This window comes from Pseudomonas sp. GW821-FHT07G06 (genome assembly GCF_058986625.1).
The window spans coordinates 364424-387445 of record NZ_JBYSVW010000005.1 but is presented as its reverse complement, the minus strand read 5'-3'; the positions used below and the strand labels follow the sequence as shown (position 1 = coordinate 387445).

Sequence of the window (23022 nt, the reverse complement as noted above, 5' to 3'; positions counted from 1 at the left end):
AGCCCGCTCCCACAGGATCACACTGTACCTGTGGGAGCGGGCTTGCCCGCGAAGAGGCCACAACAGACGACATCAATTCATCGCCCAAACAAAAACGGCAGCCTCACCAGGCTGCCGTTCTGTTTACAACGTACCGATCACTCAAGCCAGACGCGAAAGCATCTCCCTGGCTTCGCTCTTCTGCTCGTCACTGCCCTCGCTCACGACCTCATTGAGGATGTCGCGGGCACCGTCGCTGTCTCCCATGTCGATATAGGCCTGGGCCAGATCGAGCTTGGTAGCGGCTTCATCGGTACCCGAAAGGAAGTCGAAGTCGTCATCGCCATCCAGTGCGGCATCGGCTTCGGTAAAGGTCGGCTCACCGATGCTGTTGGACAGGCTTTCCAGCTCGGCGTTGACATCATCCAGCTCTGCGGCGAACGCATCCGGCGTGCTCATTTCTTCGGCCAGCGACAGGTCGAAATCGGCAGGCAAATCCAGATCATCCAGCGCAACCTCAGGAACAGCCGGCGTTTCGGCGACTGGAAAATCCTTCACGCCTTCATCCAGATCCAGCAGGAAATCGTCTTCAGCCAGCATCGCCGGTGACGGTTGCGCACCGAGATCCAGGTCAAGGTCGAAGTCCGACAGGTCGTCGAGGTTTTCCTTGATTTCGGTCTGTTGCTGCAACACCGACTCAAAGCTCAGATCGTCATCCAGCGGGAATTCATCCAGATCCGCCAAAGCCTCCACTTCAGGCTCCGGTACAGGTGCCGGTGCCACAGGCTGAATCGTGTCCATATCATCCAGGCTCAGGTCGAAGGCGCTGTCGAGGTCATCCTCGAACGGCGTCGGTTCCGGCGCGGGTGCTTGCGGTTCATCGAGCAACAGGTCCTTGACGTACTGCGCGTCCAGCTCGGCAGCAACGGCGGCTGCGGCGATGCCACCGGCAGCCACCAGTGCCATGGCCGGGAAGCGGCTTTTGAGCTTTTCGACCTGGGCGAAGTTGTCGCCATTGGCCACCAGCTTGCGCTCCTGGCCGACGAACGCATCGCGATCGCCTTGCTGGCCGTAGACTTCCATCAGCTTCAAGCGCAAATCGCTGCGTTGAGGCTCTCGCTTGACGCCGTCCTCCAGTAACGCGGCAGCCTGGTTCAGACGACCGGCATCGATGTGCGACTGAGCCTGGCCCAGTACATCGTCGGAACGCTCGGCAGCCGGCGACACCAATGGCGCGGCGATCGGTGTGGTCATCACGACCGGGGCAATGACCGGCGCGGGCGCAGGAGCTGGCGTCGGTGCAGTCGCCAGCTTCACGCTTGGCGACGGCACTTCCAGGCCTTCGAAGCTGCTTTCCGGCAGGTCGAGATCGGCCGAGAACGGCTGTTCTTCGGCCAGTGCACGCGCCATGCGCTGATGCTTCTCGGCTGCTTGCTGGGCTTTGCGGCGGCGCGCCAGCAACAGCAGCAAGAGCAGCAGAACGACAGCACCGCCACCCACCAGGCCCAGCAGCACCGGATTGCTCAGCAACTCGTTGAATTTCTGATCGTCGGATGCGGCCGGCGTCGCCTCGACAGGTTGCCCGACCGGTGCCACAGCTGCCTCGGGCGCCGTGGCCACTGGCGCAGTGTCTGCCGGAGCAGGTGCAGCCGGATTGGGCGCCAGCTCGGCCGACATTGCCGGAGCCGTTGCGGTGCCTGGTGCGCCAGTCGCGCCCTCGGCCTGCAACTTGGCCAGTTGATTGTTCTTCAGCTCGATCAGGCGCTGCAGCTTGTCCACCTGGCTTTGCAGGTCGGCCATGCGGCTTTTCAGTTCGGCGTTATCACGACGACTGGAGTCGAGGCTTTCCTGGGTCACCGCCAGCTTGTTGCTGAGGGCTACGGCATCGCCGGCAGGCCCTTTGCCACGATTTTTTCCGGACTCGGCAGACACCAGGCTCAGCTTGTCGCCGGCCGCTTGAGTCGGAGCAACATCGGTGCGACCGCGATTGGTGGCGTCCAGTTGCTGCTGCCCTGCCCCGGGCTTGGCGACATAACGGCGCCCTTGACGCCAGGCCTTGTTCTGCGCGGCCACTTCGGCGATGGCCTTGGGTTGCGGCAGGTTCGTGCTCTGCGCCTGATCCGGCAGACGCAGCACCTGGCCGGTTTTCAGGCGGTTGATGTTGCCGTCAATGAAGGCGTCCGGGTTCAGCGCCTGAATGGCCAGCATGGTTTGCTGGATCGAACCGCCATTACGCGCCTTCGCGGCGATTTCCCACAGGGTATCGCGCGGTGTGGTGGTGTATTGCGATGGCTTGGTCGCACCGGTGACCGGCGCAGCGACGGTTGAAGTCGGTGCGGGCTGCGCAGCCGCCTCGGCGGTTTGCGACGAGAATTTCGATGGATCGAGCAGCACACTGTAGTCGCGCAGCAAACGGCCGTTCGGCCACATCACCTGAACCAGGAATTTCACCATCGGCTCGGAGAGCGGCTTGCTGGAGGTCACGCGCAGGATGCTTTTGCCGTTGGCGTTAAGCACCGGGGTGAAGGTCAAGTCGTTCAGAAACGCCTGGCGGTCGACACCGGCCTTGGCGAAATCTTCCGGCGAAGCCAGGCTCGGCACCAATTCGGCAGCGGTGAGGTCCTTGACATCGAGCAGCTCGATTTCCGCCACCAGCGGCTGGTTGAGCGTCGATTTCAGGGTCAGTTCCCCGAGCCCGAGGGCATGCGCCATACCGGAGGACAGCGCCGAGGCGGCCGCTATTGCTAACACCAGTTTGCGAACTTGAACCATTAGCTCATCCTTAGTTTGAACATTCCTCGGCCAGCGAGAAGATATTGATAGCCGCCGCCGTAAGGCATTGCGTGCAACGACGAAGGTCGTCGCGCGCGATCATTTGATTGATGCCCCGGAAAGCCCCGCAGAGTGGCTCGCCTTCAGCACTCCGGCAAGCATAGGCTTGCGCGGAATCATTGGACAAATTGTTGCAAAGTATCTTTTACAGCAGGTCTTTAATCAACAACTCAGCCAGCTGCACAGCGTTGAGCGCGGCGCCCTTGCGTACGTTATCTGACGTCAGCCACAAATTAAGTTCCGACAGGTCGTCGATACCGTGGCGAACCCGCCCCACGTAGACCACATCCTGCCCTACCGCGTCACCTACCGGCGTCGGGTAATCGCCCGCCTCGACCAGCTCGATACCGGGCGCGTCTTCCAACGCAGCATTGACCTTGGCCAGATCAATGTCGTTTGCGCACTGCAGGGTCACGCTATAGCTATCGCCAAAAAACACCGGGGCTTGAATGCAAGTGACGGAAATCTTCAATGCAGGCAGCGCCATGACCTGACGCAGTTCACGCACCAGGCGTTTTTCCAGCAGCGTATGACCTTGTTCATCCGGCTTGCCAACCTGGGCCAACAGGTTGAAGGCCATCTGCCGGTCAAAGAATTTCGGTTCCAGCGGCCGTACATTCAGCAGTTCGGCGGTTTGCCGGGCGAGCTCACTCACGGCTTCGCGGCCCTGGGCCGATACCGCCAGGCTGGCGGTCAGGCTGACGCGCTGCAAATCGAGCACCTCCATCAGCGGCGCGAGCACCACCGCCAGCGTGGTAGCCGACGGACTTGGAGCGCTGACCAGAAACGGCTTTTTCAAGCCCGCCAGCACCTGAGCGTTGGCCTCAGGCACGACCTGCGGCGCCTTGTCCGCCGGCAAGGCACCGGACAGATCGATCACCGAGCAACCGGCATCGGTCGCACGGGAAGCAAAACTCAAGGAAACAGCCGGGCCGGCGGCAAAAAAGGCCAACTGCACCTTGCTGAAATCGAACTCATCGACTTCCCGCACCCGCACGTTCTTGCCGCGAAAGGGTACGGAACTGCCGGCCGACTCGCTGCTGGCCAACAGGTGAAGGGTGCCGATCGGGAAATCGCGCTCTTCGAGAATCTGCACGAGTGTTTCGCCGACAGTACCGGTGGCGCCGATCACGGCAATATCAATGGACTGGTTCATGGTTTTACCTCTGGCGAAACGGGGGGAGCGGCACTTTACCGGGTGACTGGCATGCAGGCAATTCTGCCGGGCCCTGTGGTGCCTGTGATGGCCCCTTCGCGAGCAGGCTCGCTCCCACAGTTGATCGCATTTCCCTGTGGGAGCGAGCCTGCTCGCGAAGGCGTCGGGCCTGACAACATTTTGCTCATAAAAAAACCCGCACCTCTTCCAAGGCGCGGGTTCTTTCATTGCGTCAGTCGATCAACGCTCGAGCAGGATCCGCAGCATGCGACGCAGCGGTTCGGCCGCGCCCCACAGCAGCTGGTCGCCGACGGTGAACGCGCCAACGAACTGCGAGCCCATGTTCAGCTTGCGCAGACGGCCAACCGGGATGTTCAGGGTGCCGGTGACCTTGTTCGGGCTCAGCTCCTGAATGCTGGTCTCACGGCTGTTCGGCACCAGCTTGACCCAAGGGTTGTGCTGGCTGATCAACCCTTCGATATCGGCGATCGGCACGTCTTTGTTCAGCTTGATGGTCAGCGCCTGGCTGTGGCAGCGCATGGCGCCAATGCGCACGCAGATGCCATCGACCGGGATCGGGCTCTTGAAGCGACCGAGGATCTTGTTGGTCTCGGCCTGGGCCTTCCACTCTTCACGGCTCTGGCCATTCGGCAGTTCCTTGTCGATCCACGGGATCAGGCTGCCGGCCAGCGGTACGCCGAAGTTTTCGGTCGGGTACGCGTCGCTGCGCATGGCTTCGGCCACACGACGGTCGATGTCGAGGATCGCGCTGGCCGGATCGGCCAGTTGATCGGCGACAGCGGCGTGGGTCGCGCCCATCTGCTTGATCAGCTCACGCATGTTCTGCGCGCCGGCACCGGAGGCCGCCTGATAGGTCATGGCGCTCATCCACTCCACCAGGCCCGCTTCGAACAGGCCACCGAGGCCCATCAGCATCAGGCTGACGGTGCAGTTGCCGCCGATGTAGTTCTTGGTGCCAGCATCGAGCTGCTGGTCGATGACCTTGCGGTTCACCGGGTCCAGCACGATCACCGCGTCATCCTGCATGCGCAGGCTGGAAGCGGCGTCGATCCAGTAACCCTGCCAGCCGGCCTCGCGCAGCTTGGGGAAGACTTCGCTGGTGTAGTCGCCACCCTGGCAGGTCAGAATCACGTCGAGGGTTTTCAGCTCTTCAATGCTGTAAGCGTCCTTGAGCGGAGCAATGTCCTTGCCCACGGACGGGCCTTGGCCACCGACATTGGAAGTGGTGAAAAACACCGGCTCGATAAGATCGAAATCCTGCTCTTCCAGCATCCGCTGCATGAGCACGGAACCGACCATACCGCGCCAACCGATCAGACCTACACGTTTCATCGCAACTACACCTTCTTGAAATGTGGGCCGCTGCCTTGTCTTGAATTTGGCAGCGGGCCCGAGAGATTACAGATTCCGCAGCGCGGCGACTACTGCGTCACCCATTTCCTGCGTACCGACTTTAGTGCAACCGGCCGACCAGATGTCGCCCGTGCGCAAGCCCTGATCGAGCACCAGGCTCACGGCTTTCTCGATGGCGTCGGCGGCAGCCTGCTGATTGAAGCTGTAACGCAGCATCATCGACACCGACAAAATGGTCGCCAGCGGGTTGGCGATGCCCTTGCCCGCGATGTCCGGCGCCGAACCGTGGCACGGCTCGTACATGCCCTTGTTGTTGGTGTCCAGGGACGCCGACGGCAGCATGCCGATGGAACCGGTGAGCATCGACGCCTGGTCGGACAGGATGTCGCCGAACATGTTGTCGGTGACGATCACGTCGAACTGCTTCGGTGCCCGCACCAGTTGCATGGCGGCGTTGTCGACGTACATGTGGCTCAGTTCGACTTCAGGATAATCCTTGGCCACTTGCTCGACCACTTCACGCCACAACTGGCTGGACGCCAGTACGTTGGCCTTATCCACCGAGCACAGCTTCTTGCCGCGGACCATGGCCATGTCGAAGCCGACACGGGCGATGCGGCGGATTTCGCTTTCGCTGTACGGCAGAGTGTCGTAGGACTGACGCTCGCCGTTTTCCAGGGTACGGGTGCCACGCGGTGCACCGAAGTAGATGCCGCCGGTCAGTTCGCGAACGATCAGGATGTCCAGCCCGGAAACGATTTCCGGCTTCAGGCTGGAAGCCTCGGCCAGTTGCGGGTACAGGATCGCCGGACGCAGGTTACCGAACAGACCCAGTTGCGCGCGGATTTTCAACAGGCCGCGCTCAGGGCGGATGTCACGCTCGATGGTGTCCCATTTCGGGCCGCCAACCGCACCCAGCAACACGGCATCGGCCGCGCGGGCACGTTCCAGGGTTTCATCGGCCAAAGGCACGCCGTGCTTGTCGATGGCCGCGCCACCGATCACATCGTGGCTCAGCTCGAAGCCCAGAGAGAACTTGTCACTGGCCAGCTCCAGCACCTTGACCGCTTCGGCCATGATTTCCGGGCCAATACCGTCACCTGGGAGAATCAGAATCTGCTTGCTCATGCTTTCCTCATGTCATCAGTCGGTGCACCCTTGGGCGCTCCCGGAAAAATTCTATCGCTCGGCCATCAATACCAGCACATCGGTACTGAACGAACCATCGGCCTCAATCTCAAAATATTCGCGCACTTCGTTGCCCATGGACTGCTGCAGCTGGCGGATCGCCGCGCGCATCACTTCAGGGGTGCGCATGCGCTCGACCCAGCTGTTGTACTCCAGGCGCAAGCGCTGACGAGTGGTACTGCGGGTGTGCAACCCTGCCTCACTGACCTGGCGCAGCCACTCACCGGCGGAATAATCGCGCACATGGCTGGTGTCGCGCAGCACTTCGACGCTTTGCAGGTAAGTGTCGAACAACGGACTGCCCGGTGACAACACGTCGACAAATGCCGCCACGCCACCCGGCTTCAACACCCGCCGCACTTCCCGCAGGGCCACGCCCAGATCGCTCCAATGGTGCGCCGAATAGCGGCTGAAGACGAAATCGAATTCGCCATCGGCGAACGGCAGGCGCTCGGCGGCACCGAGGACCGTGGTCACGTTGCTCAAACCGCGCTCGGCAGCGGCAGCCGTCACCACATCGAGCATCTGTTGCGACAGGTCGTAGGCCACGACTTCCTTGACTAGCGGCGCCACGTGGAAACTCACGTGACCGGCGCCGCAACCCAGGTCCAGGACCCGAGAATCGCCCTGCCCCGCCAGTTCAGCCTGTAGCAGAGCGAATTCGGTGCCTTGAGCGTGGACGGCGCTGCTCAGGTAGGCCGAGGCCTGTTCACCGAATTGCTTTTGGACTACCTGGCTGTGCTGGGCGGTGCTGGTCATGGGGACTTCCTTTTTGGGGGTGAGTCTTGGGGTGTCTGTTCTGGCCTCATCGCGAGCAAGCTCGCTCCCACAGGTTTTGTTTACGCCGCAAATCCAATGTGGGAGCGAGCTTGCTCGCGATGGCGTCATTACGCCTTACGCAAAATCAAGCGTCGCGAAACAACCACGGCTGGCTCGCACGGTGCTTGGCTTCAAACGCTGCAATCGCATCGCCGTCCTGCAAGGTCAGGCCGATATCGTCCAGGCCGTTGAGCAGGCAGTGTTTGCGGAACGCATCGATTTCAAAGCTCAACACCTTGCCGTCAGGGCGGGTCACGGTCTGGGCTTGCAGATCGACCTGCAACTGGTAGCCAGGATTGGCCTCGACCTGCTGGAACAGCTCGTCGACTTCGGCATCGCTCAAGATGATTGGCAGCAAGCCGTTCTTGAAGCTGTTGTTGAAGAAGATGTCGGCATAGCTGGGCGCGATGATGCTGCGGAAACCGTACTCTTCCAGCGCCCACGGCGCGTGTTCACGACTGGAGCCGCAACCGAAGTTCTCACGGGCCAGCAACACGCTGGCGCCCTGGTAACGCTCGGCATTGAGGACGAAGTCCTTGTTCAGCGGACGCTTGGAGTTGTCCTGGTACGGCTGCCCCACATCCAGGTAGCGCCATTCATCGAACAGGTTCGGGCCAAAACCGGTGCGCTTGATCGACTTCAAGAACTGCTTCGGGATGATCTGGTCGGTGTCGACGTTGGCACGATCCAAAGGCGCGACAAGTCCAGTGTGCTGGGTAAAAGCTTTCATGCTGCGCTCCTTAAATCAATTCACGGACGTCGACGAAACGACCGTTCACAGCGGCGGCCGCGGCCATGGCCGGGCTGACGAGGTGGGTACGGCCACCGGCGCCCTGACGGCCTTCGAAGTTACGGTTGGAGGTCGAGGCGCAATGCTCGCCACTTTCCAAACGGTCCGGGTTCATCGCCAGGCACATCGAGCAACCCGGCTCACGCCATTCGAAACCGGCTTCGAGGAAAATCTTGTCCAGGCCTTCCGATTCGGCCTGCGCCTTCACTAGGCCCGAGCCCGGAACGACGATGGCCTGCTTGATGGTCGAGGCCACTTTGCGGCCCTTGGCGATCACCGCGGCGGCGCGCAGGTCTTCGATCCGCGAGTTGGTGCAGGAACCGATGAACACGCGGTCGAGCTGGATGTCGGTGATCGCCTGGTTGGCGGTCAAGCCCATGTATTTCAATGCGCGGACGATGGAATCACGCTTGACCAGGTCCATTTCCTTCGCAGGATCCGGCACGTTCTGGTCGACCGCCAGGACCATTTCCGGCGAAGTGCCCCAGCTGACTTGCGGCTTGATTTGCGTTGCGTCGAGCTCGACCACGGTGTCGAATCTCGCGTCGGTGTCAGACACCAGGTCTTTCCAGGCTTCGACGGCCAGGTCCCACTCCGCGCCTTTCGGAGCGAACGGACGACCTTTGACATATTCCACAGTCTTTTCGTCTGCAGCCACCAGGCCTACGCGGGCGCCGGCTTCGATGGCCATGTTGCAGATGGTCATGCGGCCTTCCACGGACAGGTCGCGAATCGCACTGCCGGCAAATTCGATGGCGTGGCCGTTACCGCCGGCGGTGCCGATCTTGCCGATCACGGCGAGTACGATGTCCTTGGCGGTCACGCCGAACGGCAATTGGCCTTCGACGCGCACCAGCATATTTTTCATTTTCTTGGCGACCAGGCACTGGGTGGCGAGCACATGCTCGACCTCGGAGGTGCCGATACCGTGCGCCAATGCGCCGAATGCGCCGTGGGTCGAGGTGTGAGAGTCGCCGCAGACCACGGTCATGCCCGGCAAGGTGGCGCCCTGCTCCGGACCGATGACGTGGACGATGCCCTGGCGAACGTCGTTCATCTTGAATTCGACAATGCCGTATTCATCGCAGTTGTCATCGAGGGTCTGGACTTGCAGGCGCGAGACCTGGTCAACGATGGCATCGATGCCGCCCTTGCGCTCCGGGGTGGTCGGTACGTTGTGGTCCGGGGTCGCGATATTGGCATCGATGCGCCATGGCTTGCGCCCGGCCAGACGCAGGCCTTCAAAGGCTTGCGGCGAAGTCACTTCGTGGATGATGTGACGGTCGATGTAGATCAGCGCAGAACCATCGTCGCGCTGCTTGACCAAATGCGAATCCCAGAGCTTGTCGTAGAGCGTTTTGCCGGCCATCAGACGGTTTCCTCATCAGCTTGTTTCTATGCCCCGGATTTTGAATGACTCAATAACCCCTTGGCTTGTGAGGTCGATCCTATGGGGTTACATTAAATAACTCAAATTCATATTTTTTATGCTTTGGATAACCAACTGGAATGCGAACATGGACCTGGCCAACCTCAATGCTTTTATTGCCATTGCCGAGACCGGAAGTTTCTCCGGTGCAGGTGAACGGCTGCACCTGACCCAGCCGGCCATCAGCAAGCGCATCGCCGGACTGGAGCAGCAATTGAAGGTGCGGCTGTTCGATCGCCTGGGCCGTGAAGTGGGCCTGACCGAGGCCGGGCGCGCCCTGCTGCCGCGGGCCTATCAGATTCTCAATGTGCTGGATGATACGCGCCGCGCCCTGACCAACCTCACCGGCGAAGTGACCGGCCGTCTGACCCTGGCCACCAGTCACCACATCGGCCTGCACCGCTTGCCGCCTTTATTAAGGGAATTCACCCGACGCTACCCGCAAGTGGCGCTGGATATTCAGTTCCTCGATTCGGAAGTGGCCTACGAGGAAATTCTCCATGGCCGCGCCGAACTGGCGGTCATCACCCTCGCACCGGAGCCCCACACACTGGTCAAGGCGACGCCTGTGTGGGACGACCCGCTGGATTTCGTGGTCGCCCCGGAGCATTCACTGCTCAACAACGGCAAGGTCAGCCTGGCGGACATCGCCCGACACCCGGCGGTATTCCCCGGCGGCAACACCTTTACCCACCACATCGTGCAACGGCTGTTCGAAGCCCAGGGCCTGACGCCCAACATCGCCATGAGTACCAACTACCTGGAAACCATCAAGATGATGGTCTCGATCGGCCTGGCCTGGAGTGTCTTGCCGCGCACCATGCTCGATGACCAGGTGGCGCGCATACCTTTGCCGGGCATACAGCTCACTCGCCAGCTAGGCTATATCCTGCACACGGAAAGGACGCTGTCGAATGCTGCGCGGGCCTTCATGGCCTTGCTGGACGCTCAACTCGATCTGCCAGGGACTCAAGGCTAAGTTGTGCTACTCCTATAGAGCCGCGAATACCTGCAACAAACGCCCAACACCAGCCCAAGGCTTGCCAATGCCGAAATCTGTAGACCGTATTCCACCGATGCCGCGTATCCAGGCAATTGATCCGAAAAGCTCCGAACAGAGCTGGGAAAGCGCCTCGCAGTTGCTGGCAGCGCTCAACGGAGCGCGCCTGGGCGCCTGGTATTGGGACATCGAGCGCGGGCAGATCAGTTGGTCCCGGGGTACGCAAGCGCTGTTCGGCTTCGATCCACGGCAGCCGCTGCCCCATGACCTGGAATACCTCGACCTGCTGCCGCCAGAGGATCGCGCCAAAACTGTTCGTGCCTTTCACGCGGTCATTGGCGGTGCGCCACTGGAGCAGGCCATGCACCACCGCATCCGCTGGCCCGACGGCAGCCTGCACTGGCTGGAAATCAGCGGCAGCCTGTTACCGGACAAGCATGGCCGGCCGCGGATGATTGGCGTGATCCGCGAGATCACTCACCAGCGCCAGCGCGAGCAGGCGTTGAGCAGCTCGGAAAAACGCTTCGCCACCCTGTTTCACCTGTGCCCGAACATGGTTCTGCTGACCCGTCAGGAAGACGGCCTGATTACCGAAGCCAACCAGTATTTCGAAAGCCTGTTCGGTTGGCCGGTGCAAAACGCGATCGGCCGCACCACCCTGGAACTGGGGCTGTGGGTGCACCCCGAGCAACGGGCCGATCTGGTCAAGGCCACTAAAGCCAAGGGCGATGTGGTCAGCATGGAAGTGCAGTTCCGCGCCAGCAACGGCCAGATCCATGACGGCATCCTCAGTGCGCAAAAAGTCGAGCTCGAAGGCCAGCCCTATCTGCTGAGCACCTTCCTCGACACCACCGAACGCAAAGTCGCCGAACATGCCCTCAAGGACAGCCAGGAACGCCTCGACCTGGCCCTGGATTCGGCGCAACTCGGCACCTGGGACTGGCACATTCCCAGCGGCATGCTCTACGGATCGGCCCGGGCCGCCCAACTGCACGGCCTGGAAGCCAAACCTTTCCACGAATCCTTCGACGAGTTTTTCGAAGGCGTGCCCGGCGAAGAGCGCGATACCATGCGCGACGCCTACCGCAGCCTGCGTGAAGGCCCGGCCGGCAACTATCAATTGACCTACCGCGTGCAATTGCCCGACGGCAGCTCACGCTACCTGGAAAGCCGCGCCCGCCTCTACCGCGATGACAACGGCGTGCCGGTGCGCATGGCCGGCACCTTGCTCGACATCACCGACCAGGTGGAGCGTGAACAACGGCTGGTGGCCTCCGAAGAAAAATTCGCTACGCTGTTCCAGGTCAGCCCCGATCCGATCTGCGTCACCCACCAGGACAGCGGCCAGTTCATCGAAATCAACTCCAGCTTCACCCAGACCTTCGGCTGGAGCACCGCCGATGTGATCGGCCGCAGCGCCGACGAAATCGGCCTGTGGGACGCCTCGGCGAAAAGCCTGCGACGGATCGAACAAGTGATCCGCGAACAAGGCCTGAACAACGTTGCCATTCTGGTCCAGCACAAGGACGGACAGGTCCTGACCTGCGTGATTTCCAGCCGCCAGATCAGCGTCGGCGACCAGCCCTGCATCGTCACCACGCTGCGCGACATCACCCAGCAACAACGCTCGGAAGCGGCGCTCAAGGCCAGTGAAGAGAAATTTGCCAAGGCCTTCCACTCCAGCCCCGACGCCATCACCATCACCGAGCGCGACACCGGCCGCTATCTGGAGGTCAACGACGGTTTCTGCCGCCTGACCGGCTACCGTGCCGAGGAAGTGGTGGGCCGCACGGTGTATCAGGTCGGGATCTGGGCGGAAGAGAAACAACGCTCGGCGCTGCTGGCCGAATTGCAGATCAAGGGCCGGGTTCATCACCAGGAAATGCTCGGGCGCAACAAGCGCGGCGAACTGCTCACCGTCGAAGTCTCGGTGGAGCCGATCACCCTCAACGAAACCGCCTGCCTGCTGTTGACCGCGCGGGACGTGAGCCTGCTGAAAAACGCCGAAGCGCAGATTCGCCACCTGGCCTACCACGACCCACTGACCAACCTGCCCAACCGTGCCTTGCTGATGGACCGCCTGAGCCAGCAGATCGCCCTGCTCAAACGGCATAACCTGCGCGGCGCGCTGATGTTCCTCGACCTCGACCACTTCAAGCACATCAACGACTCCCTCGGGCACCCGGTGGGCGATACCGTGCTGAAAATCATCACCGCGCGCCTGGAGGCCAGCGTGCGCATGGAGGACACCGTTGCGCGCCTGGGTGGCGACGAATTCGTGGTGCTGCTCAGCGGCCTGGAAGGCTCGCGCAACGAGGTCAGCGATCAGGTTCGCGAACTGGCCGACACCATCCGCGAGCTGCTGTCCGAACCGATGTTCCTCGACGGCCAGCGCCTGCAAGTCACGCCCAGCATCGGCATTGCGCTGATCCCCGATCACGGCTCGACCCCGACCGACCTGCTCAAGCGCGCCGACATCGCGCTCTATCGCGCCAAGGACTCGGGGCGCAATACCGCGCAGATGTACCACAACACCATGCAGAAGGCCGCGAGCGAACGCCTGCGCATGGAAACCGACTTGCGCCTGGCCCTGTCCCGGGGCGAGTTTCGCGTGCATTACCAACCCCAGGTCGACGCTCGGGGCGACCGCATCGTCGGCGCCGAGGCCCTGGTGCGCTGGAATCACCCGGAACTCGGCGCGCAGTCACCCACCGAGTTCATCAAGGTGCTGGAAGACAGCGGACTGATCCTGGAGGTCGGCACCTGGATCCTCGACGAAGCCTGCCAGGCCTTCAAGCAATTGATCGACCGAGGCCTGGTGAACCCGTACAAATTCAGCCTGTGCGTGAACATCAGCCCGCGTCAGTTCCGCCAGAACGATTTCGTTGAACGCGTTGAAAACAGCCTCGCCACCTGCGGGCTGCCCTGCACGTTGCTGAAGCTGGAAATCACCGAAGGCATCGTGATCCAGAACCTGGAAGACACCATCAGCAAAATGCGCCGCCTGAAAAAACTCGGCGTGAGCTTCGCCATGGATGACTTCGGCACCGGCTATTCCTCACTGACCTACCTCAAGCGCCTGCCGGTCGACACCCTGAAAATCGACCAGTCGTTCATCCGCGACGCCACCAGCGACCCGAACGACGCCGAGATCATCCGCGCCATCGTCGCCATGGCTCGCAGCCTGGATTTGAAAGTGATTGCCGAAGGGGTGGAAACAGCGGAGCAGCTTGAGTTCCTGCAGGGGCTGGAATGTCACTTCTACCAAGGGTACTTGCACAGCCCGCCGCTACCGGTGGAAGAATTCCAAAAACTCCTGAAATAACGCAAACCCTGTAGGAGCTGCCGAAGGCTGCGATCTTTTGCTCTTAAAAATCAAGATCAAAAGATCGCAGCCTGCGGCAGCTCCTACAAATGGTACAGGCACAAAAAAGGGCGCCAATGGCGCCCTTCTTACTGCCCTGACTCAGTGTTGCAGAGCCGGTTTTTGCACCCCGTTGATCGGGATGCGCTTGGCTTTCGCCTCTTCCGGAATCACCCGCAGCAGGTCGATGCTCAACAGACCGTTGCTCAGGCCGGCAGCCTTGATCTCGATGTGGTCCGCCAGACGGAAGGACAGCTTGAACGCACGCTGGGCAATGCCCTGGTGCAGGAAAGTCACGCCTTCGTTGGCGTCACGTTTGCCGCCACTGATGGTCAGCACACCCTTCTCGACTTGCAGCTCCAGGTCATCTTCCTGGAAACCGGCGGCGGCTACGACGATGCGGTATTGATCGTCACCGTGTTTTTCCACGTTGTAGGGCGGGTAGGTGCTGCCTGGCTCATTGCGCAGGGCGGTTTCGAACAGGTCGTTGAAACGGTCGAAACCTACCGAGGAACGGAACAGTGGTGCCAGGGAAAATGCAGTACTCATGGTTCAAATCTCCTGAAAACAATCAGCAAGGTTTTTTGTCTCCGCGACCCGGATTCGGCATCGCGTAACCCTTAGATAGGGACCGCTGATTGCATTTCAAGAGCTTATTTTCTGCTTTTTTTTAAAAGAGCTTCAGGCGGCTTCAGCCACCGGCAGCCCCAACAACCGCGAGACGTTATCCAGTTCGGTCTCACGACGCAGGACGGTGAACAGCTCTACCGCCTCGGGATAATTGCGGGTCAGCATCGCCAGCCATTGCTTCAGGCGACCCGGCGATTGGCGTGGCGTCATCTGCGCCTTGGCTTGCAGCCAGAAGTCCTGGATCAGCGGCAGCAGCTCGTTCCAGGTCATCTCCACGACCTCCTCACCGGCCCGGGCCGCGGCGATCTGCTTCGCCAGATCGGGGCGCGAAACCAGGCCGCGACCGAGCATGATGTCTTCCACGCCACTGATCTCGCGGCAACGACGCCAGTCTTCGACGCTCCAGATATCACCATTGGCGAACACCGGCACCTTGACCACGTCCTGTACCCGCGGAATCCACTCCCAGTGCGCCGGCGGCTTGTAGCCATCGACCTTGGTCCGCGCGTGCACCACGATATGCTCCGCACCGCCTTCGGCCAGGGCCGTGGCACACACCAGCGAACCGTCCGGGCTGTCGAAGCCCAGGCGCATCTTGGCGGTGACCGGAATGTGCGCGGGGACGGCACGACGGACGTGTTCGACGATCTGGTTGAGCAGCTCGGGCTCCTTGAGCAGGACCGCGCCACCACGGGATTTGTTGACGGTCTTGGCCGGGCAGCCAAAGTTCAGGTCAATCACTTCGGAACCCAGCTCGCATGCCAGCGCGGCATTTTCCGCCAGGCACACCGGATCGGAACCGAGCAGTTGCACACGCAACGGCACGCCGGAGGCCGTCCGGGCACCGTTGAGCAGCTCCGGGCCGAACTTGTGGAAATAGGCAGGCGTCAGCAACTGGTCGTTGACCCGAATGAACTCGGTCACGCACCAGTCAATACCACCCACGCGGGTCAGCACATCGCGCAGGATGTCGTCGACCAACCCCTCCATGGGCGCCAAAGCAATTTGCATGAAAAACACACTCGAGGAAAAACGTGCGGCAGTTTACTGGGTTTCAGCAATGAAAAGGTAAACGCTCTGTAGGAGCTGCCGCAGGCTGCGATCTTTTGATCTTAAAAAATCAAGATCAAAAGATCGCAGCCTTCGGCAGCGCCTACACAGGGGATTGTGTCAGGCTGGGGTGAGCAACGCCGGGCCATAGCCTTCGATGAACTCCGTCGGCATGCGCTTGGGTTTGCCGGTGGACAGCTCGATGCAGACGAACGTGGTTTGCGCGCGCAGCAACGTTGCATTGTCGCTGGGGCGAATCAGCTGGAAGTGCCGGGTCATTTTCAAGCGCTGATCCCAATCGACGATCCAGGTCGCCAATTGCAGCTCATCGCCTTCGTAGGCCGCTGCCAGGTAATCGATCTCGTGGCGCACCACCGCCATCGCCCGGTCCAGGCGCCGGTATTCGACCAGATCCAGGCCAAGACGCTGGGAGTGGCGCCAGGCGCAGCGCTCGAGCCAGGTCACGTAGACCGCGTTGTTCGCGTGTCCCAGCCCGTCAATGTCCTCGGCGTCCACTTGCAGATCAATGATAAATGGCGTTTCCCGATCCCAGCCCATGCCCCACTCCCGGTCAGATGATTTCGACCGGGGCAGTGTAACGGAAGCTCAAGCGGATTGGCGTGATTGCAGACTGCGACCGGCCAGCAGTGATAACACGCCATCAATCACTCGGGGGTCGGCCAATACACGCTGATGACCACCCTCCTTCAAGCGCAGCAAGCGACTGTCGAACCACGCTTCGTGGATCAATTCCGACTCGCTGACCGGGACGAAGTCATCATCTTCGGCGTGAACGATCAGGCCTGGCATATCGAGTTGATAATGCGCGACATCCAGCATCGCGGCGCGCATGCCGACATCATTCTCCACCTGACGAATGAACGCCGAGCGAGCCTTCGGCGGCAGCCCCACACAACGGGCGAAACCACGCAGCACGCCGAGAATCCGCGCCGGGGCGGCAATGCTCACCAGGGTTTCCGTGCGCAAACCCAACTGGACCGCGAGCATGGCACTGGCGCCGCCCATGGAGTGGCCGATGACCGCTTGCAGCGGGGGCAGTTCGGAAGCGGCTTCAAGCATGGCGCGAGCAAACAGCACCACATTCGCCTCCCTGCCCGGAGAGCGGCCGTGGGCCGGACCATCCAGGGCGACGACCGAGTAACCGGCATCGACCAGCGCGGTGATGAGGCTGGCAAACTGCGTCGGCCGACCTTCCCAGCCGTGCATCAGCAGCACGGCCGGCCCCTGCCCCCAGCGCAGCGCCGAAAGGCCAAACCGCAGGGTTATGCGCTCGGATCGCGCCAACAGCGGCAGTTCCCAGTCACGGGGCGGCAGATCCCGCGGAGTCATGAAGGCCAATCGCATCTTGCTAGCGACCAGTTTCGGGGCAAACCAGCCCAAGGTGCCATTAACGCCACGAACCCACTTTAACGCGCTCATCGCATTCTCCTCAGGCCGCAGCCTTCAGGGTCAACGCACTGCCGATTTGGCGGCGCGCAGTAATCGATCGGACAACTCTCCCGGCCCCAGCGCCCGCGCCAGAGCCAGCCCACCCACCATCAGGGCCATATCGGCCAGGGCTTTTTCGGTTTCTTCAGGACTGGCCGCCAACTGCGCGACCATCAATTCCACATGCTCATTCAGGGCGACACGAAACGCTTCCGGCAGCCGCCCCAGTTCGCCGACCGATGCAGGGATCGGACAGGCCGATTCGGAGGAGTCACGGTGCTTGCGCGACAGATAGAACGCTGCCACCAGCGCGCGGCGCTCTTCACCGGTCAACTCCGCGTCCATGTCGGCAATCAGGTCGCGGCGATGACCAAGCAATTGCTTGAACGCCTCGAGCATCATGGCGTCCTTGCTTTCGAAGTGTGCATAGAAGCCACCGACCGTCAGGCCCGCCGCCCCCATCACTTCGCCCACACTGGGCTCGGCCGGGCCGCGCTGAATCAGCGCTGCGCTGGCAGCCTTGAGGATGCGTTCGCGGGTTTGAGCTTTTTTATCGTTCATCGTTGCCTCCGAATATTACGATTGAAATATTATTCTCATAATAAATTTTAGCAAGTCATGGGCGTGACCGCTGGTCTGAAGAACATTTTTTTGGAAATGGAGGAATTTGGCCAAACGCCAGACAAACAAAAGGGCCATTCAATAATTGAATGACCCTTATAAATCCCGCAGAGCGGGTAATCGTGGCGTCCCCTAGGGGACTCGAACCCCTGTTACCGCCGTGAAAGGGCGGTGTCCTAGGCCACTAGACGAAGGGGACACAAACCCTTCTATACAACTGATCAGTGCTGAGAGCTGATCGATTCAAGGCCGGTGTGGCCAGACCTTGAACTGTAAAATTGGTGGAGCTAAGCGGGATCGAACCGCTGACCTCCTGCATGCCATGCAGGCGCTCTCCCAGCTGAGCTATAGCCCCGGATTTTTCGCCTCGCGGCGGAGCGACATCTTGCAACATCGCTTCTGTAAAACTGGCGTCCCCTAGGGGACTCGAACCCCTGTTACCGCCGTGAAAGGGCGGTGTCCTAGGCCACTAGACGAAGGGGACGCAAACCCTTCCATACAACTGATCAACGCTGAGTGTTGATCGCTTCAAGGCCGGTGTGGCCAGGCCTTGAAGTGTAAATTGGTGGAGCTAGACGGGATCGAACCGTCGACCTCTTGCATGCCATGCAAGCGCTCTCCCAGCTGAGCTATAGCCCCTCATCGTTGATGTCATCGCTGAGGACGGGGCGAATCTTAAGGGCGTATCGAAAGCCTGTCAAACTTATTTTTGAAATTTTTCAAAATTTTTTGTCGGCATAACAACCACTTACCGCCCTCCCCCCGGAAATTCGGGAGGTTTACACTGTAGGAGCTGCCGAAGGCTGCGATCTTTTGACGTTAGCTTTTAAAAGATCGCAGCCTGCGGCAGCTCCTACAGGGGATCAGGAGCAGTTAGGCGATGGCGCCCAAGAGCTTTTCCCACTCTTTGTTTTCTTTCTTCGACACACCGCCCAGCAGGTCGATGGCCTGGCGCAGACGGAAGCGGGTCAGGTCCGGACCGAGGATTTCCATCGCATCGAGCACCGACACCGAGCTGGCCTGGCCGGTGATCGCGGCAAACATCAGCGGCATGGCATCACGCAGCTTCAACTCCAGGGACTCGACTACAGCCTGAATGGTCGCGGTGATGCTGTCCTTCTCCCACTGACGCAGGCTTTCGAGTTTCCACAGGATCAACTGCATCAACTGACGGACCTGATCACCCGACAGTTTCTTGGATTCGAACAGTTTGGCGTCCGGATTCACGCCACCGGCAAAGAAGAACCCGGCCAATGGTGCCACCTGGCTGAAGGTTTCGACCCGGCCCTGTACGTGCGGCGCGATCTTCATCATGTAATCGGAATTGAACGCCCACTTCTGCACGCGCGCGGCGAACTCTTCCACCGGCAGGTCACGCAGCCATTGGCCGTTGAGCCAGGACAGTTTTTCGATGTCGAAGATCGGCCCGCCGAGGGACACGCGCTTCAGATCGAAGTTGTCGACCATTTCCTGCAGCGAGAACTTCTCGCGCTCGTCCGGCATCGACCAGCCCATGCGGCCCAGGTAGTTGAGCATCGCTTCCGGCATGAAGCCCATGCGCTCGTAGAACGTCACCGAGGTCGGGTTCTTGCGCTTGGACAGCTTGCTCTTGTCCGGGTTACGCAGCAGCGGCATGTAGCACAGCTCCGGTTGTTCCCAGCCGAAGTACTCGTAAAGCAGGATCAGCTTCGGTGCCGATGGCAGCCACTCTTCGCCGCGCAATACATGGGTGATGCCCATCAGGTGATCGTCGACCACGTTGGCCAGGAAGTACGTCGGCAGGCCGTCAGTCTTCATCAGGACTTGCATGTCCATGCGGTCCCACGGGATTTCAACGTCGCCACGCAGCATGTCCGGCACCACGCAGACGCCTTCGCTCGGCACCTTCATGCGGATCACATGGGGTTCGCCAGCGGCCAGGCGACGGGCGACTTCTTCCTTGGACAGCAGCAGCGCGCGACCGTCGTAACGCGGGGTTTCACCGCGAGCCATCTGCTCGGCGCGCATCTGGTCCAGCTCTTCGGCGGTGCAGAAGCACGGGAAGGCATGGCCCATGTCGACCAGTTGCTGGCAATACTTCTGATAAATATCGCCACGCTCGCTTTGCCGATACGGACCGTGCGGGCCGCCGACGTCCGGGCCTTCGCTCCAGTCGATCCCCAGCCAGCGCAAGGCGTCGAAAATCTGCTGCTCGGACTCACGGGTCGAACGCAATTGGTCGGTGTCTTCGATCCGCAGGATGAACTCACCGCCGTGCTGCTTGGCAAAGCAGTAGTTGAACAAGGCGATGTAGGCGGTACCTACGTGGGGATCCCCGGTAGGCGATGGCGCGATGCGAGTGCGGACGGTGGTCATGGCATGTCTCGAAAAGAAAAAAAGCGAAGTTCAAACTAGGCGCGAATGGTAACAGGCGACACCCGCCCGGCTCCAGCGAACAGGGCATTTAAGCCAAGGTTGCGTCTGTAACGCCCCTATGACGCGGTGAATGGCCGAATATCCGCCGACGGCATTTACCACTTATCGGCTGTATGCCAGATTTGCCTGCTGATAACTTCCCTTACAATTTCTCGACTACAGTTTGCCTCATGCCTGCCCAACTCAAGCGTCGCCTCTTTACATTCCTGCTGATGGTCCTGTTGATTGCCGGGGGCCTGTTTGCCCATTGGTTCTTCAAGGGGCGCTTTTATGAGAGCACCGACAACGCTTATGTCCAGGGCGAGATCACCCGTGTGTCGAGCCAGCTGGGCGCACGCATCGATCAGGTGCTGGTGCAGGACAACCAGCATGTCGAGAAAGGCCAGTTGCTGATCAAACTCGAAGGCGACGACTTCCGCCTCGCTGTCGACCGTGCCAATGCCGCCCTGGCCACCCGTCAGGCCGAACGTCTGCAAGCCCAGAGCAAGCTGACCCAGCAGGCCAGCCTGATTGCCGCCAGCGAAGCGCAAGTCGCGTCCAGCCAGGCCAGCCTGGGCCGCTCGCAGATCGACCTGACCCGCGCCGAGACCTTGCGCAAACCCGGTTATGTCTCGGAAGAGCGGGTGACCACCCTCTCCGCCGAATCCCACATTGCCCGCTCGCAAGTGGCCAAGGCCCAGGCCGACGCACAAAGTCAGCGTCAGCAGGTCAACGCGCTGACCGCCGAGATCAAACGCCTCGACGCACAGATCGCCAACGCAAAAACCGACCTCGCCCAGGCCGAACTGAACCTCACCCGCAGCGAAATCCACGCGCCCATCAGCGGCCTGATCGGCCAGCGTGCCGCCCGTGAAGGCCAATACGTGCAGGCCGGCGCTTACCTGCTGTCGATCGTGCCGGACGAGGACATCTGGATTCAGGCCAACTTCAAGGAAACCCAGATCGGCCACATGCAACCCGGCCAGGAAGCCGAACTGACCTTCGACGCCTACAGCGGCACGCCGATCAAAGCCCGTGTCGACAGCCTGTTCGCCGCCTCGGGCGCGCAGTTCAGCCTGCTGCCGCCGGACAATGCCACGGGCAACTTCACCAAAGTCGTGCAACGGATTCCGGTAAAACTGACCTTCGCCGCCGACAATCCATTGCGCGGCAAGATCCGTCCGGGCATGTCGGTGACCGCCAAGGTGAACATCAAGGATGCCCCTGCAGATGTCACCACCAAAGTGAGCAGCAAAGACGCCCCTGACGATGGCCGGTGATCAACTGATCCGCCCGGCCGGCGAACCGACCCGGCGGGACTGGATCGCGGTGATGAGCGTGATGCTCGGCGCCTTCATGGCGGTGCTGGACATCCAGATCACCAATTCCTCGCTCAAGGATATCCAGGGCGCGCTGTCGGCGACCCTGGAGGAAGGCTCGTGGATTTCCACCTCCTACCTGGTGGCGGAGATCATCATGATCCCGCTCACTGCCTGGCTCGTGCAGTTGTTGTCGGCGCGACGCCTGGCGGTATGGGTGTCCCTCGGGTTTCTCGCGGCCTCCCTGCTCTGCTCCATGGCCTGGAGCCTGGAGAGCATGATCGTGTTCCGCGCCCTGCAGGGGTTTACCGGCGGCGCGCTGATTCCGCTGGCGTTCACTCTGACCCTGATCAAGCTCCCGGAACACCACCGCGCCAAAGGCATGGCCATGTTCGCCATGACCGCCACGTTCGCGCCCTCCATCGGTCCGACCCTCGGCGGCTGGCTGACGGAGAACTGGGGCTGGGAATACATCTTCTACATCAACATCCCGCCCGGCCTGATCATGATCGCCGGCCTGATGTACGGCCTGGAGAAGAAAGAAGCGCACTGGGAATTGCTGAAAAGCACCGACTACGCCGGCATTCTCACCCTCGGCGTCGGGCTCGGTTGTCTGCAGGTATTCCTGGAGGAAGGCCATCGCAAGGACTGGCTGGAATCCAGCCTGATCGTGACCCTGGGCAGCATCGCCCTGGTCAGCCTGATCACCTTCGTCATCGTGCAGTTTTCCAAACCCAATCCGTTGATCAACCTCGGCATCCTCGGCAACCGTAACTTCGGTTTGTCCAGCATTTCCAGCGTCGGCATGGGGGTCGGGTTGTACGGCTCGATCTACTTGCTGCCGTTGTACCTGGCACAGATCCAGAACTACAACGCCCTGCAGATCGGTGAAGTGATCATGTGGATGGGGGTGCCGCAGCTGTTTCTGATCCCGCTGGTGCCCAAACTGATGAAGTTCGTCTCGCCAAAATGGCTGTGCACATTGGGCTTCGGGCTATTCGGGTTGGCGAGCTTCTCGTCGGGCGTGCTGAACCCGGACTTTGCCGGGCCGCAGTTCAATCAGATCCAGCTCGTCCGCGCCCTGGGCCAGCCGCTGATCATGGTCACCATCTCGCTGATCGCGACGTCCTACATCCTGCCCCAGGATGCAGGGTCGGCATCGAGCCTGTTCAACATCCTGCGCAACCTTGGCGGGGCCATCGGCATCGCCCTGCTCGCCACGCTGCTGGATGCGCGGACCAAGGTTTATTTTGATTACCTGCGTGAATCCATCGTGCCGAGCAATCCGCAGGTGGCCGAGCGCATTGCCTCGCTGACCGACCGGTTGGGCAGTGAAACGGCGGCATTGGGCAAACTCAGCGAGATCGCACACCAACAGGCGTCGATCATGGCCTACAACGATGCGTTTCATTTTGTCGGGATTGCGCTGGGGATCAGCATGCTGGCGGTGTTGTTGACCCGGAAATTGCCGGCGGGACTCAAGGCCGGCGAAGCACACTAATTGATACTTGCAGTGCCCTGACCGGCCTCATCGCGAGCAAGCTCGCTCCCACAGAGATCACCTTGAACCTTGTGGGCTGTATCTTATAAACATCTCCGAGCCCACGAGACTCTCCAGTATCGCGTAT

The 23022-nt window shown here is 60.9% G+C and carries 17 protein-coding genes and 4 tRNA genes; 4 read left to right on the top strand and 17 right to left on the bottom strand.

What is annotated here, in order from left to right; all coding sequences use genetic code 11:
- Positions 1-141: 141 nt before the first annotated feature.
- From AC3WJW_RS13045 to leuC, 7 genes are all read right to left on the bottom strand, one after another.
- Positions 142-2751: a motility hub landmark protein FimV gene (locus tag AC3WJW_RS13045; protein ID WP_493726261.1), complete on the bottom strand. Its 2610-nt coding sequence runs from the start codon at positions 2749-2751 to the stop codon at positions 142-144.
- Positions 2752-2956: 205 nt separating this feature from the next.
- The gene (locus tag AC3WJW_RS13040) at positions 2957-3967 is read right to left on the bottom strand and encodes an aspartate-semialdehyde dehydrogenase (RefSeq protein ID WP_493726260.1); all 1011 of its coding nucleotides are present in this window, start codon (positions 3965-3967) and stop codon (positions 2957-2959) included.
- Between the two features lie 240 nt (positions 3968-4207).
- Positions 4208-5320, bottom strand: coding sequence for an aspartate-semialdehyde dehydrogenase (asd, locus tag AC3WJW_RS13035; protein ID WP_007975660.1), 1113 nt, complete (start codon positions 5318-5320; stop codon positions 4208-4210).
- Positions 5321-5386: 66 nt separating this feature from the next.
- Complete coding sequence (gene leuB / locus AC3WJW_RS13030; protein WP_007975659.1) at positions 5387-6469, bottom strand: 3-isopropylmalate dehydrogenase; 1083 nt, start codon at positions 6467-6469, stop codon at positions 5387-5389.
- A 51-nt stretch (positions 6470-6520) separates the two neighbouring features.
- Complete coding sequence (locus tag AC3WJW_RS13025; RefSeq protein WP_493726259.1) at positions 6521-7288, bottom strand: class I SAM-dependent methyltransferase; 768 nt, start codon at positions 7286-7288, stop codon at positions 6521-6523.
- Positions 7289-7433: 145 nt separating this feature from the next.
- Positions 7434-8078 (bottom strand): 3-isopropylmalate dehydratase small subunit, encoded by a 645-nt coding sequence (leuD, locus tag AC3WJW_RS13020; protein WP_015095895.1) that lies wholly within the window; start codon positions 8076-8078, stop codon positions 7434-7436.
- A gap of 10 nt (positions 8079-8088) precedes the next feature.
- Positions 8089-9507 (bottom strand): 3-isopropylmalate dehydratase large subunit, encoded by a 1419-nt coding sequence (gene leuC / locus AC3WJW_RS13015; RefSeq protein ID WP_493726258.1) that lies wholly within the window; start codon positions 9505-9507, stop codon positions 8089-8091.
- Between the two features lie 148 nt (positions 9508-9655).
- Between leuC and AC3WJW_RS13010 the strand changes: the two genes are divergently transcribed.
- Both AC3WJW_RS13010 and AC3WJW_RS13005 read left to right on the top strand, forming a co-directional pair.
- Positions 9656-10546, top strand: a complete 891-nt coding sequence (locus AC3WJW_RS13010; protein WP_007975654.1) for a LysR family transcriptional regulator — start codon at positions 9656-9658, stop codon at positions 10544-10546.
- A 67-nt stretch (positions 10547-10613) separates the two neighbouring features.
- Complete coding sequence (locus AC3WJW_RS13005) at positions 10614-13892, top strand: PAS domain S-box protein (protein WP_493726257.1); 3279 nt, start codon at positions 10614-10616, stop codon at positions 13890-13892.
- Between the two features lie 141 nt (positions 13893-14033).
- On the opposite strand, the gene AC3WJW_RS13000 is transcribed toward AC3WJW_RS13005, so the two are convergent.
- The 10 genes from AC3WJW_RS13000 to gltX all read right to left on the bottom strand — a co-directional run bounded on the left by AC3WJW_RS13000 (position 14034) and on the right by gltX (position 20036).
- Positions 14034-14480 carry an Hsp20 family protein gene (locus AC3WJW_RS13000; protein ID WP_102701161.1) on the bottom strand — a complete coding sequence of 149 codons (447 nt, stop codon included), beginning with the start codon at positions 14478-14480 and terminating at the stop codon, positions 14034-14036.
- A gap of 132 nt (positions 14481-14612) precedes the next feature.
- Positions 14613-15572, bottom strand: coding sequence for a tRNA dihydrouridine synthase (locus AC3WJW_RS12995; RefSeq protein WP_102701162.1), 960 nt, complete (start codon positions 15570-15572; stop codon positions 14613-14615).
- 159 nt (positions 15573-15731) lie between these two features.
- Positions 15732-16169 carry an acyl-CoA thioesterase gene (locus AC3WJW_RS12990; RefSeq protein WP_104449648.1) on the bottom strand — a complete coding sequence of 146 codons (438 nt, stop codon included), beginning with the start codon at positions 16167-16169 and terminating at the stop codon, positions 15732-15734.
- Positions 16170-16217: 48 nt separating this feature from the next.
- Positions 16218-17051, bottom strand: a complete 834-nt coding sequence (locus AC3WJW_RS12985) for an alpha/beta fold hydrolase (protein ID WP_493726256.1) — start codon at positions 17049-17051, stop codon at positions 16218-16220.
- Between the two features lie 30 nt (positions 17052-17081).
- Positions 17082-17621, bottom strand: coding sequence for a TetR/AcrR family transcriptional regulator (locus tag AC3WJW_RS12980; protein ID WP_102701165.1), 540 nt, complete (start codon positions 17619-17621; stop codon positions 17082-17084).
- 183 nt (positions 17622-17804) lie between these two features.
- Positions 17805-17880: transfer RNA gene (locus AC3WJW_RS12975), tRNA-Glu, on the bottom strand.
- Between the two features lie 80 nt (positions 17881-17960).
- Positions 17961-18036 (bottom strand) — tRNA-Ala (locus AC3WJW_RS12970).
- Positions 18037-18089: 53 nt separating this feature from the next.
- Positions 18090-18165 (bottom strand) — tRNA-Glu (locus tag AC3WJW_RS12965).
- Positions 18166-18244: 79 nt separating this feature from the next.
- A tRNA-Ala gene (locus AC3WJW_RS12960) sits at positions 18245-18320 on the bottom strand.
- Positions 18321-18554: 234 nt separating this feature from the next.
- Positions 18555-20036, bottom strand: coding sequence for a glutamate--tRNA ligase (gene gltX, locus AC3WJW_RS12955; protein ID WP_413705325.1), 1482 nt, complete (start codon positions 20034-20036; stop codon positions 18555-18557).
- Between the two features lie 230 nt (positions 20037-20266).
- Between gltX and AC3WJW_RS12950 the strand changes: the two genes are divergently transcribed.
- Together AC3WJW_RS12950 and AC3WJW_RS12945 are read left to right on the top strand one after the other, a co-directional pair.
- Positions 20267-21355: an HlyD family secretion protein gene (locus AC3WJW_RS12950; RefSeq protein ID WP_493726255.1), complete on the top strand. Its 1089-nt coding sequence runs from the start codon at positions 20267-20269 to the stop codon at positions 21353-21355.
- Positions 21345-22895: an MDR family MFS transporter gene (locus tag AC3WJW_RS12945; RefSeq protein ID WP_493726254.1), complete on the top strand. Its 1551-nt coding sequence runs from the start codon at positions 21345-21347 to the stop codon at positions 22893-22895. Before AC3WJW_RS12950 ends, AC3WJW_RS12945 begins: the two co-directional genes overlap by 11 nt.
- The last annotated feature ends 127 nt before the right edge of the window (positions 22896-23022 follow it).